Below are 13,777 nucleotides of genomic sequence, written 5' to 3'. Positions count from 1 at the left end.
CCACATCTTGGTACGATTGCGCCTTTCCCAGCCGACGACAGCACGTGAAGCGCCTCTTTTCCTCCTTTCTGGCGGCCCTCGACAAAGGGCTGACCCTCGCGAACCCGCTGTTCGCGAAGGCCGCGTGGCATCTGCGCCACCCGACCCGCCGCACGTTCGCATGGGGGGGCGCCGCGCTGCCGCTGCTGTTCGTGCTGTACGTGCTGCTGCTGATTCCGTTCACGCCGAGCATCGGCGACATCCGCAAGGCGAAGATCGAGCAGCCCGCGCAGATCCTGTCGGCGGACGGCAAGCTGCTCGCCGAGTTCAAGCCGTCGAACCGCGAGTGGGTCAAGCTGACGGACATCTCGCCGAACGTCGTCAACGCGCTGATCGCGACCGAGGATCACCGCTTCTATCAGCATTTCGGGCTCGACTGGCGGCGCACCGCTTCGGCCGTGCTGCACACGTTCTCCGGCGACCGCCAGGGCGGCTCGACGATCACGCAGCAGCTCGCGCGCAATCTGTATCCCGACGAAATCGGCCGCGCGCCGACTCTGACGCGCAAGCTGAAGGAAGCGATCACCGCACTGAAGATCGAGGCGTTCTACACGAAGGACGAGATCCTCGAAACCTACCTGAACACGGTGCCGTTCCTGTACAACGCGTACGGCATCGAAATGGCCGCGCGCACCTATTTCGACAAGTCCGCGTCCGAGCTGAACGTGCTCGAAGCGGCGACGCTGACCGGCATGCTGAAGGGCAACGCGTACTACAACCCGGTGCTGAACCCCGAGCGCGCGTTGCAGCGGCGCAATACGGTGCTCGCGCAGCTGGTCAAGTACGGCAAGCTGACGCCCGCGCAGTACGACGGGCTCGCCCGCAAGCCGCTGCGTCTGGACTTCGAGCGCCAGATCGAGCCGCCCGGACCCGCGCCGCACTTCACGCAGCAACTGCGCAAATGGCTGGTCGCGTGGGCCGATCGCAACGACTACAACATCTATTCAGATGGGCTCGTCGTGCGCACGACGATCGACTCGCGCCTCCAGGCGATGGCGACCCAGGCGGTCACGCTGCAGGGCAATCAGTTGCAGAACATCGCGAACTCGGCGTGGGGCACGCGCGCCGGCTGCTCGGCCGACAAAGACCTGCTGCGCACGTTCCTGCGCGAGACGCCAGACTTCCGCGCGGCCAAAGACACGGGCCTGTCCGACGACGACGCGCTCAAACACCTGCTCGCCGATCGCAAGCTCGCGCAAAGCGTGTGCGATACGAAGACGCGCGTGCAGGCCGACTTCCTCGCGATGGACCCGCGCACCGGCGAGATCAAGGCGTGGGTCGGCAGCCGCGACTTTGGGGTTGATCCGTTCGATCACGTGCAGCAGGCGCGCCGTCAGCCGGGCTCGACGTTCAAGCCGTTCGTCTACGCGGCGGCCTTCGAGGCCGGCGCGAAGCCCGACGACAAACTGCCGGACAATCCGGTCCAGATCGAACTCGCCGGCGGCGAACTCTGGAAGCCGAACGACGAGGACGAGCCGAGCGGCCGCATGATCAGCCTGCGCGATGCGCTCGCGTATTCGCGCAACCGCATCACCGCGCAGGTGATGGAGTCAGTCGGTCCGAACCGGGTCGCGAAGCTCGCGCGCGCGATGGGCGTGCGCGACAGCCAGCTCGACGCGGTGCCGTCGCTCGCGCTCGGCACGAGCCCGGTCACGCTGAAGGAAATGGTGTCGGCGTACGGCACGATCGCGAACCTCGGCGGCTACGTCGAGCCGCTGATGGTCACGCGCATCGAGGACCGCAACGGCAACCTGCTGGCCGAATTCAGCCCGGCCACCCCGAGGCGCGAGTTGCCCGCCGACGCGGCGCGCACGCTCGTCGACGTGATGCGCGACGTGGTCGGCCGCGGCACCGGCGCGAGCATCCGCACGCGCTTTGGCGTGCGCGGCGACGTCGCGGGCAAGACCGGCACGACCCAGGGCAACGCGGATGGCTGGTTCATCCTGATGCAGCCGCAACTGGTGGCGGGGGCGTGGGTCGGCTTCAACGACAGCCGCGTGACGCTGCGCAGCGATTACTGGGGGCAGGGTGCGCATAGCGCGCTGCCGATCGTCGGCGATTTCTTCCAGCGCGCGCAGCGCTCGCGGCTCGTCGACAGCCACATGAAGTTCGATACCGCGCAGCAGCCCGGCTGGTTCGCGGAGCGCGCCGAACGCTTGCGCAACTGGATCGAGAGCCTGTTCACGCGCACGCCGGCGCAGCCGGACAAGCCGGTCATGGCGCGTGCTCCGGCGCGGCGCGCGCCGGTGGCGCCGGTGCAGCCATCGGCGTCCGCCGTGGCTGCTCCGGCGGCGTCAGAGGCAGCGGGCGCGTCCGCGGTGCAGGGCGAGGTGCGCGAGTTGCCGCCGTTGCTGCCGGCGCCTGGGTCGGGGTCGGAAGGGGCTCCCACGACGCCGCCCGGTAATGCCGTCGACGGTGAAACGCATGGCGGCGGTGCGGCCGCGCTCGCGCCGACCCCGACGCCAGACGACGTCGTACCGCCCGACGCGGGCAGTCAGGGCGGCGCAGGGTCGAATAACGGCAGCGGGGCGAACTGAATGCGACCCGGGCGCGCTGCCCGGGTGCGAATCGAAGCGGGGGAGCCAGAAGGCTAAGGCCTCGCGACGCCCGTTTCACCCGGCGGCCGCGCATGCGGATTGCCATGCGCCGTCTCGAGCGACGTGTCGTGATGCAGCAGCAACACCGCCGCCACACCGATCAGCCCCGCGCCCGCGAGGCATAGCAGCCCGGCGCCGAAGCCGCCGGTGCTGTCCTTGATCCAGCCCATTGCGAACGGGCCGAAGAAACCCGCCAGATTGCCGAGCGAATTGATCGCGGCGATGCCGCCCGCGGCCGCGGCGCCCGACAGGAACGCGGCCGGCAAGGTCCAGATCACCGGCAGGCAACCGAAGATGCCGAAGCCGGCAATCGATAGCGCAATCATCTTAAGCACCGGATTGTCGAGTCCGGCCGAGACCGCGATGCCGCCCGCCGCAATGAACAGCGCAATCGCGACGTGCCAGCGGCGCTCGAGGTGGCGATCCGAATGCCGCCCCCACACAATCATGCCGATGAGCCCGACCACGTACGGCAGCGACGTGACGAAACCCGTCTGCAGATTGGTCAGACCGAAGGCCTTCACGATCTGCGGCAGGAAGAAGCTCAGGCCGTAGTTGGTCGCATTCGCGCCAAAATAGATCAGCGCGATGGCGAGCACGCGCGGATTGATCAGCGCCTCCTTCACGCTGAAGTGGCGCACCGCCTCGCGATGCTCGCGCTCCTGCTTCTGGCGTGCGATCAGCCATTCGCGCTCCTCGGTGCTGAGCCAGGTGGCGTCGGCGGGCTTGTCGGTCAAATAGAGCAGCACTGCGACCGACAGCAATACCGCGGGCGCCGCCTCGATCAGATACAGCCATTGCCAGCCGCCGAGTCCACCGATGCCGTCGAGCGACAGCAGTGCGCCGGAGATCGGGCCGCCGATTACAGTCGACAGCGGAATCGCCGCCATGAAATAGCCGACCACGCGCCCGCGATACGCGGCCGGAAACCACAAGGTCAGCAGAAAAATGATGCCCGGAAAAAAACCGGCCTCGGCAATACCAAGCAGAATGCGCAGGCCGAAGAACACGTGGGCGGGCGAGAGTCCGGTGAAGCGCGAGATGTCCGGGATGAAGGCCATCGCGCCTGCGAGTATGCCCCACGAGAACATGATCCGCGCGATCCAGCGGCGTGCGCCGAATCGTTCGAGCAGCAGGTTCGACGGCACTTCGAAAAAGAAGTACGCGAGAAAGAACACGCCCGCGCCGAAGCCGAACGCGCTCGCGGAAAGATCGAGCGCCTTGTTCATCTGCAAGGCCGCGAAGCCGACGTTCACGCGATCCAGATAAGCGATGAAGTAGCACAGCATCAGAAACGGTATGAGCCGCATCGTGACGCGATGAAGGGTACGTGATTCGAGATCCATATATGTCTCCTCCGGTTCGGCGACCGGTGTATGCCGCTATGTGGTGGGGTCCGTCCGCGGTTCGATATGCCTGTCTGTCGAACAGGCATCGCTACAGACTAAACGCTCACAAGGGATTCCGGAAGTCTTTTGTGAACCACATGGTCCGCTCATTGCCGAAGTCTTCGCGGCATGCTGCCCGCGTCCATTGTTAAGAGCCGCGCAACAGTGTTTTCGGTTGTATCGGCTGATCTTGCGCGAACGATTCCGGATAATGACTGCCTGACTAATCAGTTAAAAATGCAGGTGGTCCACGATGTCGAATCAGGGTTCGGACAGTCTTGCCGAAGCGTGCGCAACGGTGCGGGTATGCGAAGCCGATGGCGTTGCGCGAGTGGCGAGCGCAGAAAGGAAGAGTGCGGCGCTGCTCCTGCGTGTGCGCGGAGCGGTCGCGGTGGCGCTCGCGTGCGCGAGTCTCGTCGGCTGCGCGTCGAGCACGGATGTGGTCGCGAGCGACAAGCCCGGCAGCTACACGGTCGCCGCGAGCGCGACCGGAGGACGCATGGCCTGGGCGCGCGCGCACGAACTCGCGATGAACGAGGCGCGCGACTACTGCGATCGTCGCGGCATGCAAAGCAGCGTGAATAGGGAGACGGTCAGCGGTGTCAGCGCGATGACCGAGCACGCGTCGTCGGTCAGCTTCGAGTGTCATCCGCGCTTCTGATGCCGCGTTGCGCGCAGCTCGTTGCACCTGCATCGATGCGCGCGGGCGGCGAGTGCCGCCGCCCGATGGCGATTACTTTTTATCGAACGTCACCAGGTGCTGGTCGTTCGTATCCGCGACGAAAATCGCGAGCAGTTTTGCCGGCTCGCTCGTGCTCGCGTTCTCGCTGACCATGTGATGCGCGCCGGGCTTCTCGGTCCACGATTCGCCCGCATGGTAGACGCGCTCCCCGCCGTTATCGACACGGCTGCGGATCGCGCCCGACAGCACATAGCCCACCACGAACGCCTGGCCGTGCCGATGCGGCGCCGACTTGCCGCCCGGCGCATAGTCGACGACGAGCGCGGTCATCGTCTTGCCCGGCACGTTCGCGATCGGGACGGCGAAGGCGGGGGCGATGGTTTCGTGAGGGGCTGCGCTCGCCTCGGCGGTGTCGGCGGCATAGGCGGACTGCCACGTGCCCGTGATCGCGGCGCCGGCGAACAGCGCCGACGCGAACAAAGTGCGGATCGTATTCATAGCTTCACTCCGCGTCAGCCTGGCACAACGCCTCGGCTTGCCGGTTTGCCACGCGTTCGCCTTGTGCCCACTGCACCGCAACCGTGGCCAATTCTCCACGCGCGCGTTCGAGCGCCGCGGCCCGCGCTTCGGGATTGGCGAACTGCAGCGGCTGCGCATCGACGAAAGTCGGCGCGGCGACGCCAAGAAAACCGAATGCAGCCTTCAGCGCCGGCGTCAGCGCATCCATCGATTCATACGGCGAGCCCGCGCGCAGATCCGCGCCGCGGCTCGTGATGAACAACACCTTGTGCCGGCCGAGCTGCCCGACGATGCGACCGTCTTCCGCGTGCAGGTAGGTCACGCCGGTCCGCGTGACGCTATCGATGAACGCCTTGAACGCCGACGGCATCGACCAGTTGTACATCGGCATGGCGAACACCAGCGCGTCGGCGGCGAGCAGGCGCGCGCATAGCGCATCCGATGACGCGAGCGTCGCTTTCATCGCCGCTGTGCGCTCTTGCGCGGCCGTGTAGGTGGCGATCGCGAACGCTTCGGAGACGTGCGGTGGTGTGTCGAATGTCACGTCCAGATAGTCGACGTCGAACTCGACGCGCTCTTCGCGCAGACGCTCGAGAAAATAGCGGGCGAGCGCGCGGGAATTGGATCGCTCGCGCTTCGCGCTGGCGTCGACGTGCATGATCTTCATGGGGGCCGTCCTTGCGGTGGGTTTAACGTGAGCTCAGGTTCGACGGTCGACTGGCTTGGTGGAATAACCGGTTTTGTGGAATTCGAGGTAGCCACTTATGCCGCTTATGCGCGTTGTTACGACTCGCGTGATTTGGCGTTGGTCGAGCGTTTGACGAACGGTCCGCCTGAGAAACCAGCCGTTGCGCGGCCTTGCGCGGATGATTTTCCGCGGGCGCGGCGGGCAGGGCGCGCGGACGTTTTTTCTGTTCGCGCCGTCTCGATCTGCCGCGACAGCGTGTCGATACGCTGGCGTAACAGGTCGGTCGCAGCCACGCGTTCAGCCAGCAACGCGTCCTTTTCCGCAAGCTGTCCGCGGGTCTCGGCATGCCGCGCAGCCGAGGCAGCCAGTTCCGCCTTTATTGCGGCCAACTCGTTGCGCAGCGCGTCGCGCTCGGTTCGCGATTCGGCTTCGAGCGTCGCCGCCCGCTCCTGACTCGCCTGAAGCTCCTTGCGCAGACGTTGCGCCGCGGCCCGTTCACCGTCGATTTCGAGCAATGCGCGCTTTTCCGCAGCGGCGAGCCGCTGCTCGTTCTGCTCGTGCGAGCGGCGCAGCTTCGCGAGTTCGTCGGCGAAATCCCGGCGGGCATCGGCGAGCGCGGCGGCGCCTGCCGCGATTTCTTCCTTCGATGCCGTCAGTTGCGCCGTCAGCATGTCGTTGGCGGTCTGCAGTTCGACGATGCGCGCCTCGAGCCCGGCGAGCCGCGCGCGCAGGGTCGCGGCGTCGTTGGCCGACTTTTCGGCCTGCTCGACGGCTTCCTGACGCTGCCTGTCCCGTTGCTCGGCCTGTTTTTGCGCCGCGGAGATTTGGGCGTCGGCGTCCTGCCTGAACACGTCTAGCGCAGCGTTCGCGGCGTCGCTCGACAGACGCCACATCTGCGCCGCGAACTCGCCGGCGGCTGTTGCGACCTCGGCCGGCAGATCCGGCCGGCCGACATCGACACGCGTTTTGTCACGCACGTCGGTCCAGAAATCGCGCAACGCCTTGGCCGGCGCGCTCATGCTGCCTTTACGCACCAATTGATACAGGCGGTTTGCGGTCGGCGTTTCGCCGTAGCGGAAAAACAGCAACGCGCAGACTTCGCGATAAAGCGTCTGCGTGTCGGACGCGTTTTGGCGGGCGACTTCGATGTCGGCTTCGAGGGTCATGGTGGTACCGGCCTGGAAATAGGGATTGCGTTGATAATACAACGTAAAACGTTAGAAAGCCTACGCATTCGTGCCTTAAACACGACATTAGTACTATAATGTCGTGTATACCGTCTATTTGAACTTTGTCGAAATTTGTGATGATGTCTACCGGTGATAACGGCCTTCGAAATCACCGCGTCGTCTGGCATATCGTCAGATATTCGCTCGCCGCTTCGTAGCTCTCATCGTGCGACATGAACACGCCGTCGGCGGCGAGTTCTCCCGCGTCGCCGCCCGTCACCAGGTTGAGCAGCAGGCGTCCGCCGGTCGCCGCATCGAGCGTTGCCGCCGCGCGCGCGGCAACGCTCGGCCCGCCGAGCGAAGTCCGTAACGCGACCGGAACAAACGTCGCGTCAGCGGCGCGACGCTCGCCGCGACCACCCAAGTATCGAGCGGCCGCTGCCCGTGGGAATCGGCACGCCGTCGTAGCCACGCAGGTCGGCAGCGACAGCGATTTCGCCGAGGTAGGCCATGGTCGATGCTCGTGCGCTCGACGACTCGCCGAGATAGCGCGTGTCGCCCGATGTCGGCAAAAATCAGAAGATGTCGGGATTCATCAAAGTGTCAATGCGGAAGTGGAAGAGCACTGCTCGGGGCGCCGCCCGGACCCGCCCAGGTAAGCATCGCGCAACGTATCAAGGTCCAGCAGTTGCGCCGCGCTGCCCTGCGCGACCACTGCGCCGTTCTCAAGCACGTAACCGCGATGGGCATAGCGCAGCGCCACCGTTGCGTTCTGCTCGGCAAGCAGGAAGCTGACGCCTTCGCGATTGAGCGAGGCCACGATCTCGAAGATCTCCTCGACGATCTGCGGAGCCAGGCCCATCGACGGTTCGTCAAGCAGTACGAGCGTCGGTCTGGCCATCAGCGCGCGACCGATCGCGAGCATCTGCTGCTCGCCGCCCGACGCGTAGCCGGCCGGCAGCCTTCGGCGCAGCTTCAGCCGCGGGAACGTCGCATAGATCCGCTCGAGATCCGCTTCGAGCTCCGCGCGCCGGCCACGCCGCACGAATCCGCCAAGACGCAGATTTTCCTCGACGCTCAGATGGCCGAAGCAGCGGCGCCCTTCGAGGACCTGTACCAGACCGCGCTCGACGAGTCGCCACGGCTCATCGCGGGCGATGTCGACGCCATTGAACGCAATGCGCCCCGACGTCATCTCGCCGCGTTCCGCGTGCAGCAGGCGCGAAATTGCTTTCAGCGTGGTCGTCTTGCCGGCACCGTTGCCGCCGAGCAGCGCGACGATCTCGCCGGCGTCGACGTGCAGCGACACGTCATGTAAAGCGACAATGATCTGCTGCCATGACACGGCGAGTGAGGTCGCTTCGAGCAATCGGGCAGCGGCCATCGCTTAGAGCTCCTTCTGGCAGTCGCGAGGCGTGATGCCTTTTTCCTTCGCGTAAGCGTTCGCCGATTTTTCGATGATCGGCCGCAACAGCGCGCGATCGGCCTGGACCCAGTCGCTGATGACCTTCCAGTGTTGTCCGTCCCATTGCTGGAAGCGCACCGCCCCGCCGCCTTCGTGGTCCTCGCAGGTCAGCTTCAAAGGCTGGACGAGACCAAGCGCGCCCAGCTGTTTGAGTCGTGCGTCGTCGAGGTTCAGATGTTCGAAGCCCCAGCGGACCTGCTCGCCGCTCAACGGTTTGTTGCCGAACTTCTTCTGCGCGGTGCGCAGCGCTTCGACATTCAGGATCCCGTTCACGACGCCAAGGTTGTAATAGACCGTGCCGAAGCGTGCCGGATCCTTCAGATCACCGTTGCCGGCCTTGATCACGTACTGGTCGATCGCCTGAAGCACCGGATATTCAGTGCCGGACGGGTGTGTCGTGATCGAGATGAAGCCCTTGGCCGCCTCACCCGCGGGTCGAACGTCTTCTTCCGAATTGCTCCAGATATTGCCGATGATGTGATCGGTCGGATAACCGACTTTCTGGGCGCTTTTCAGCGCCACAGGATTCATCACACCCCAACCCCGCAAGATCACCCAGTCCGGTGCGATCTGGCGGATCTTCAGCCACTGCGAGCCCTGCTCGTTGCCCGGATGCGGTACCTCGATCTGCGTGACCTCGAAACCATACTTCTTCGCGAGCAGGTCGACCACCGGAATCGTTTCACGTCCATAAGGCGAGCCGTGGTAAAGCACGACGATCTTCCTGCCTTTGAGGTGCTCCAGGCCGCCAGAGCGTTGTCCGATGTAGTTCACGATCGCCGACACTTCGCTGTACGGATTGAGCTGCAGCGGGAACACATATGGGAAGACCGCGCCGTCGGTCGAATCGGTCCGGCCGTGATTGATCGTAATCAGCGGCAGCTTGTCTGCGCTCGAGCGATCGAGTGTTGCGTAGGCAATGCCGACAGACAACGGATTGGTTGCCGCGGTCGGTGCGCCGTCCGGACCGCTGTTCTTCAGACGTTCGTAGCACTCGACGCCCTTCTCGACCACGTACTCCGTTTCGCACTCTTTCCAGACCAGCTTGACGCCGTTGACCCCGCCGTCGCGAGCATTGATCAACTTCATGTAGTCGATAAAGCCGCCGAAGAATCCCGTGCCGCCGGCTGCATACGGTCCAACCCGATAGCTTTGCAGCGGAAAATATTCGGTTCCGCCGGCATGCGCCTGCGATATCGCCGCACCGGCTAGTGCCACGCTCGCCGCGAACAGGCGCAGAAGTTTGCCAGCTCCACCGGCGTTGAGTCGAGTAATGTAATTAGCCATGCTGATGTTTTCCGTCTGATTGATGAGTCGAAAGCTGGGAAGATTCAGGAAAGACTGTGTTAGCGCCCTTCCTGCCGTCTCGTTCGGCTGCGGCGCGCAACCTGAACGAGCCGGGCGAGACCATCGGGTTCCTTGATGAGAAACACAATGATCAAGGTGCCAAAGATGATCTTTTGCAGGTTCTGCAACTGGTCGGCCCCAATGCCGATCTGTGCGAGCGCGGTCGCGGCATTCGACAGCAGGATCGGCAGCAAAACGATGAATGCGGCGCCGTAGAGGTTGCCGCTGATACTGCCCATGCCGCCGATAATGATGATGAAAAGAACCTGAAACGACAGATTCAGACTGAAGCCGTCCGGCTCGACCGTACCGAGGTAGGCGAATGCCCAAAGCGCTCCCGCTATGCCGAGCACGAAGGAACTGAGCGCGAACGCAAGCAGCTTGCTCCGTCCGACCGGAATGCCGATCACGCGTGCGGCGATATCCATGTCGCGCACCGCCATCCAGCGGCGGCCGAGATCGCTGCGCACGACACTCGCGCCGAGCAGGAACAGCACCACCACGACGCCGAGCACGAACAGATAGCGTGCGGCCGGTGTATCGATTTGCCAGTGGCCGATTGCAAGGCGCGGCGCGCTAAGGACGCCCGACGTATCGTTATTGGAGAACCAGCTGACGCGAGTAAAGATCCAGACCACGAAGAACTGCGCGGCCAGGGTCGAAACAATCAGATAGAAGCCGCGGATGCGCAGGCTCGGCAAACCGAACAGCACCCCTACTGCCGCGCTGATGAAGCCACCGAGCAGCAGTGCAACAGGCAGCGGCAGCGCGGGTAGCCGGACCAACAGGTTATAAGCCGCGTACGCTCCCACCGACATAAAGGCGGCCGAACCGAGCGACAACTGCCCGGCATAGCCGGTCAGGAAGTTCAACCCCAACCCTGCCAGTGAAAGAATCAGGAATGGGACGAGGATCGCGTTGAGCCAATAATCGTTGGAGACCAACGGCACGGCCACGAACGCTATCAGTACGAGCGAGAACGGCGTCAGCCAGCGCTTGAGATCCGCGCGTCGCGCGTCGAAGGTTGTGCGGGTCAGTTCCATCTTGTCTCCATCAAACGCGTTCCACCGCCGGTTCGCCGAACAGCCCAGCCGGGCGAGCCAGCAGGAATAGCATCGCGATGACATAGGGGAACCAGTTCTCGATGCCATCGCCAATGACTGCGCCGAGATAAACCTCAGCGAGCTTTTCGCTAGCGCCCACCAGCAGTCCGCCGACGATCGCGCCAGTGATCGACGAAAATCCACCGATGATCAATACCGGCAGCGCTTTCAGGACCACCAGCGATAGCGAGAACTGCACGCCCAGACGCGCGCCCCACAGTAGTCCCGCGACGAGGCTCACGAAGCCGGCCAGTGCCCAGACGATTGCCCAGACTTGTGGAAGCCGCACCCCGACCGCGAGCGCGGCCAGCGGATCGTCGGCGACCGCGCGCAGCTTCAGGCCGAGACGCGAATAGCGGGTCAACGCGCTTAGCCCGATCACCAGTGCGCCCGCGACAGCCGCCGCGAAGAGGTCGAACTTACTGATCATGACGCCGCCCAGGCGCAACGGCTTGTCATCGATACCCAGCTCGAGCCCGTGCACCTGTGCTCCCCATAACAGTTGCGCGGCCCCTTCCAGGATCAGACTCAGGCCGAGCGTCGCCATGAACAGCGTGATCGGTGGTCGATTGACGAGCGGCCGCAGCACCAGCCGTCCGGTGAGCACCGCAATGACGACCAGCGCCGCCAGCGTGATCAGGATCGCGAGCCACGGGGCGATCCCGCGTTCGACCATGCACACATAGGTCAGCGCGCCGAACAGCACCAGCGCTCCCTGAGCGAAATTAAAGATCCCGGATGCCTTGTAGATCAGCACGAAGCCGATCGCAACGACCGAATACATCGCACCGGCAAGCAGGCCGCCCACCAATACTTCGACAAAGAATTCCATCGACTGGTCCCTCAGGCGTGAACTGACGTGCTCGCGTCGTGACGCGTACCGAGATAGGCCGCTAGCACGTCATCATTCGTGCGGACCTGGTCGGGCGTGCCGTCCGCGATCTTTTTCCCGTAGTCGAGCACCACGACATGATCGGACAGTCCCATCACGACGCCGATGTCGTGCTCGATCAGTACCACCGTGACACCGAACTGCGAGTTCACATCGCGTATCGTGCGAGCCATCTCCTGTTTCTCGGCCGCATTCATGCCCGCCATTGGCTCGTCGAGCAGCAGAAGGCGCGGCTTGGCGGCGACTGCACGCGCCAGTTCGACGCGCTTTTGCAGCCCGTAAGGCAGCGTGCCCACGGCGGCGTCGCGGTAGCGTTCCAGCTTCAGTGCATCGATCACCTCACTCGCATACCTGCGTTGCTCTGCGTCGTCCCGGCGCGCGCGCCCAACGCGCAAAACCTGCTCGATCCAGCTGCTGCGCCGATGCAAACTGCGGCCCGTCAGCACGTTGTCGAGCACGCTCATGCGGCGGAACAGCGCGAGATTCTGGAACGTTCGCGCGATACCGAGGTGAGCGGCACGGTAGGGATCGATGCGTCGATACGCGAGGCCGTCGAAGCGAACGACTCCCTGTTGTGCCCGATACACGCCATTGATCACGTTGAGAAGCGAACTCTTGCCTGCGCCATTCGGACCGATGAGCGCGCAGATTTCTCCGCGCGCCACCGAGAAGCCTATGTCGGTTATCGCCTTGACGCCCTTGAACGATAGCGAGATGTGTTCAAGGGCGAGCAACGGCGCTGCCGAGGTAGTCGCCTGCGTCATGCCAGGGCCGGCTGACGACGGCTCTCCAGTTCGCGAACCAGCGGAAGCACTTTGGCGCCGAAGTATTCGACTTCTTCGATGAAATGCAAGAAGCCGGTCAGTACCAGATCGACGCCGATCGCCTTAAGTTCGACGATGCGCTCGGCGATCTGCTGCGGCGTACCGATCAGATTGGTGCGGAAGCCGTCGTTGTACTGGACCAGATCTTCAAATGTGGATTTCGCCCAGTTGCCCTCGCCTTCAGGCGATGCGCTACCGGCCTGCTTGACCGCGTCGCCGAACGCATGGACCGCTTCCACATGCGCGTTGGCAATGATGTCGTCGAGCACGGCACGTGCTTCGGCTTCCGTGTCACGGGCGATCACGAACGCGTTCACGCCAATGCGCACCTGATGGCCGTTCGCTGCGGCCTTGGCGCGAATATCATCGATCTGCGCTTTGAGGTTTTCGGGCGTATTGCCGTTCGTGAAATACCAGTCGGACACACTCGCTGCGTTGTCGCGGGCAGCGCGCGAGCTGCCACCCTGAAAGATTTCGGGGTGCGGCTTTTGCACCGGCTTCGGACTCAGCGTGTAATCGTTGAAGCGGTAGAAGTCGCCCTTGAACGTGAAGTTGTCCTGCGTCCAGATCCCCTTGAGCGCCTGAATGAATTCCCTGGAACGGCGATACCGTTCATCGTGCTCGAGCCAGGGTTCGCCGATCGCGGTGAATTCGCCCTTGAACCAGCCGCTAACGACGTTGATCGCGATCCGGCCATTCGAGATGTGATCGATCGTCGCGAGCTGCTTGGCGACCACCGCGGGATGCCACGGTCCGGGCAAAATCGCTGCAAGTACCTTGAGACGGGTCGTGGCGTGCAGCAACGCCTGGCTGAACGAGACCGACTCGTGCTGATGCTCGGCGCCATAGCCGGCCGTAAAGCGGATCTGGCTCAGCGCGTATTCGAAGCCTGCCCGTTCGGCGGCCTGGGCGAGACGCTGGTTGTATTCAAGGCTCCAGTCGGTGCGTTGTTCGATCGTGCTGACTACCAGGCCGCCGCTTACATTCGGTACCCAGTACGCAAATTTGACGGCGTCTTGCGAGGTGGACAGGTTATGTGTCATGGAGGCAGATCTCGTCGAAAT

12 protein-coding genes and 1 pseudogene are annotated in these 13,777 nt (G+C 63.9%); 2 read left to right on the top strand and 11 right to left on the bottom strand.

Features of this window, described 5'->3' with window-relative positions:
- The first annotated feature begins 44 nt into the window (after window positions 1-44).
- On the top strand, window positions 45-2,576 hold the full coding sequence (locus tag G5S42_RS20810; protein ID WP_176108520.1) for a penicillin-binding protein 1A: 2,532 nt from the start codon (window positions 45-47) through the stop codon (window positions 2,574-2,576).
- Window positions 2,577-2,629: 53 nt separating this feature from the next.
- Here the strand turns inward: G5S42_RS20810 and G5S42_RS20805 are convergent, their stop codons facing one another.
- The gene (locus tag G5S42_RS20805; RefSeq protein WP_176108519.1) at window positions 2,630-3,982 is read right to left on the bottom strand and encodes an MFS transporter; all 1,353 of its coding nucleotides are present in this window, start codon (window positions 3,980-3,982) and stop codon (window positions 2,630-2,632) included.
- A gap of 295 nt (window positions 3,983-4,277) precedes the next feature.
- On the opposite strand from G5S42_RS20805, the gene G5S42_RS20800 reads away from it, so the two are divergent.
- Complete coding sequence (locus G5S42_RS20800; protein ID WP_176108518.1) at window positions 4,278-4,685, top strand: hypothetical protein; 408 nt, start codon at window positions 4,278-4,280, stop codon at window positions 4,683-4,685.
- Between the two features lie 72 nt (window positions 4,686-4,757).
- On the opposite strand, the gene G5S42_RS20795 is transcribed toward G5S42_RS20800, so the two are convergent.
- The 10 genes and pseudogenes from G5S42_RS20795 to sfnG form a co-directional block, all read right to left on the bottom strand.
- Window positions 4,758-5,204 (bottom strand): cupin domain-containing protein, encoded by a 447-nt coding sequence (locus G5S42_RS20795; protein WP_176108517.1) that lies wholly within the window; start codon window positions 5,202-5,204, stop codon window positions 4,758-4,760.
- A 4-nt stretch (window positions 5,205-5,208) separates the two neighbouring features.
- Window positions 5,209-5,892 (bottom strand): FMN-dependent NADH-azoreductase, encoded by a 684-nt coding sequence (locus G5S42_RS20790; protein ID WP_176108516.1) that lies wholly within the window; start codon window positions 5,890-5,892, stop codon window positions 5,209-5,211.
- A gap of 116 nt (window positions 5,893-6,008) precedes the next feature.
- Window positions 6,009-7,079: a DNA-binding protein gene (locus G5S42_RS20785; RefSeq protein WP_176108515.1), complete on the bottom strand. Its 1,071-nt coding sequence runs from the start codon at window positions 7,077-7,079 to the stop codon at window positions 6,009-6,011.
- A 190-nt stretch (window positions 7,080-7,269) separates the two neighbouring features.
- Window positions 7,270-7,654 (bottom strand): annotated as a pseudogene (locus tag G5S42_RS20780) (LLM class flavin-dependent oxidoreductase); the annotation flags it as partial.
- Between the two features lie 23 nt (window positions 7,655-7,677).
- On the bottom strand, window positions 7,678-8,466 hold the full coding sequence (locus G5S42_RS20775; RefSeq protein WP_176108514.1) for an ABC transporter ATP-binding protein: 789 nt from the start codon (window positions 8,464-8,466) through the stop codon (window positions 7,678-7,680).
- A gap of 3 nt (window positions 8,467-8,469) precedes the next feature.
- Window positions 8,470-9,834 (bottom strand): ABC transporter substrate-binding protein, encoded by a 1,365-nt coding sequence (locus G5S42_RS20770; protein WP_176108513.1) that lies wholly within the window; start codon window positions 9,832-9,834, stop codon window positions 8,470-8,472.
- A gap of 59 nt (window positions 9,835-9,893) precedes the next feature.
- Entirely contained in the window at window positions 9,894-10,937 is a 1,044-nt protein-coding gene (locus G5S42_RS20765; RefSeq protein WP_176108512.1) for a branched-chain amino acid ABC transporter permease, read from the bottom strand.
- A gap of 10 nt (window positions 10,938-10,947) precedes the next feature.
- Complete coding sequence (locus G5S42_RS20760) at window positions 10,948-11,829, bottom strand: branched-chain amino acid ABC transporter permease (RefSeq protein WP_176108511.1); 882 nt, start codon at window positions 11,827-11,829, stop codon at window positions 10,948-10,950.
- A gap of 11 nt (window positions 11,830-11,840) precedes the next feature.
- Window positions 11,841-12,653: an ABC transporter ATP-binding protein gene (locus G5S42_RS20755; RefSeq protein ID WP_176108510.1), complete on the bottom strand. Its 813-nt coding sequence runs from the start codon at window positions 12,651-12,653 to the stop codon at window positions 11,841-11,843.
- Window positions 12,650-13,756, bottom strand: coding sequence for a dimethylsulfone monooxygenase SfnG (sfnG, locus tag G5S42_RS20750; RefSeq protein ID WP_176108509.1), 1,107 nt, complete (start codon window positions 13,754-13,756; stop codon window positions 12,650-12,652). Before sfnG ends, G5S42_RS20755 begins: the two co-directional genes overlap by 4 nt.
- Between the last annotated feature and the right edge of the window lie 21 nt (window positions 13,757-13,777).

Origin of the sequence: Paraburkholderia youngii, assembly GCF_013366925.1 — a bacterium.
Taxonomy (GTDB): domain Bacteria; phylum Pseudomonadota; class Gammaproteobacteria; order Burkholderiales; family Burkholderiaceae; genus Paraburkholderia; species Paraburkholderia youngii.
The sequence above is the reverse complement of the archived record's forward strand: the minus strand, read 5'-3'. Positions and strand labels throughout refer to the sequence as shown.

Bases quoted from the DNA above. Each gene is read 5' to 3' on its own strand.
- G5S42_RS20805 (WP_176108519.1), bottom strand. From the start codon at position 3,982: ATGGATCTCGAATCACGTACCCTTCATCGCGTCACGATGCGGCTCATA.
- G5S42_RS20800 (WP_176108518.1), top strand. From the start codon at position 4,278: ATGTCGAATCAGGGTTCGGACAGTCTTGCCGAAGCGTGCGCAACGGTG.
- G5S42_RS20795 (WP_176108517.1), bottom strand. From the start codon at position 5,204: ATGAATACGATCCGCACTTTGTTCGCGTCGGCGCTGTTCGCCGGCGCC.
- G5S42_RS20790 (WP_176108516.1), bottom strand. From the start codon at position 5,892: ATGAAGATCATGCACGTCGACGCCAGCGCGAAGCGCGAGCGATCCAAT.
- G5S42_RS20785 (WP_176108515.1), bottom strand. From the start codon at position 7,079: ATGACCCTCGAAGCCGACATCGAAGTCGCCCGCCAAAACGCGTCCGAC.
- G5S42_RS20775 (WP_176108514.1), bottom strand. From the start codon at position 8,466: ATGGCCGCTGCCCGATTGCTCGAAGCGACCTCACTCGCCGTGTCATGG.
- G5S42_RS20770 (WP_176108513.1), bottom strand. From the start codon at position 9,834: ATGGCTAATTACATTACTCGACTCAACGCCGGTGGAGCTGGCAAACTT.
- G5S42_RS20765 (WP_176108512.1), bottom strand. From the start codon at position 10,937: ATGGAACTGACCCGCACAACCTTCGACGCGCGACGCGCGGATCTCAAG.
- G5S42_RS20760 (WP_176108511.1), bottom strand. From the start codon at position 11,829: ATGGAATTCTTTGTCGAAGTATTGGTGGGCGGCCTGCTTGCCGGTGCG.
- G5S42_RS20755 (WP_176108510.1), bottom strand. From the start codon at position 12,653: ATGACGCAGGCGACTACCTCGGCAGCGCCGTTGCTCGCCCTTGAACAC.
- sfnG (WP_176108509.1), bottom strand. From the start codon at position 13,756: ATGACACATAACCTGTCCACCTCGCAAGACGCCGTCAAATTTGCGTAC.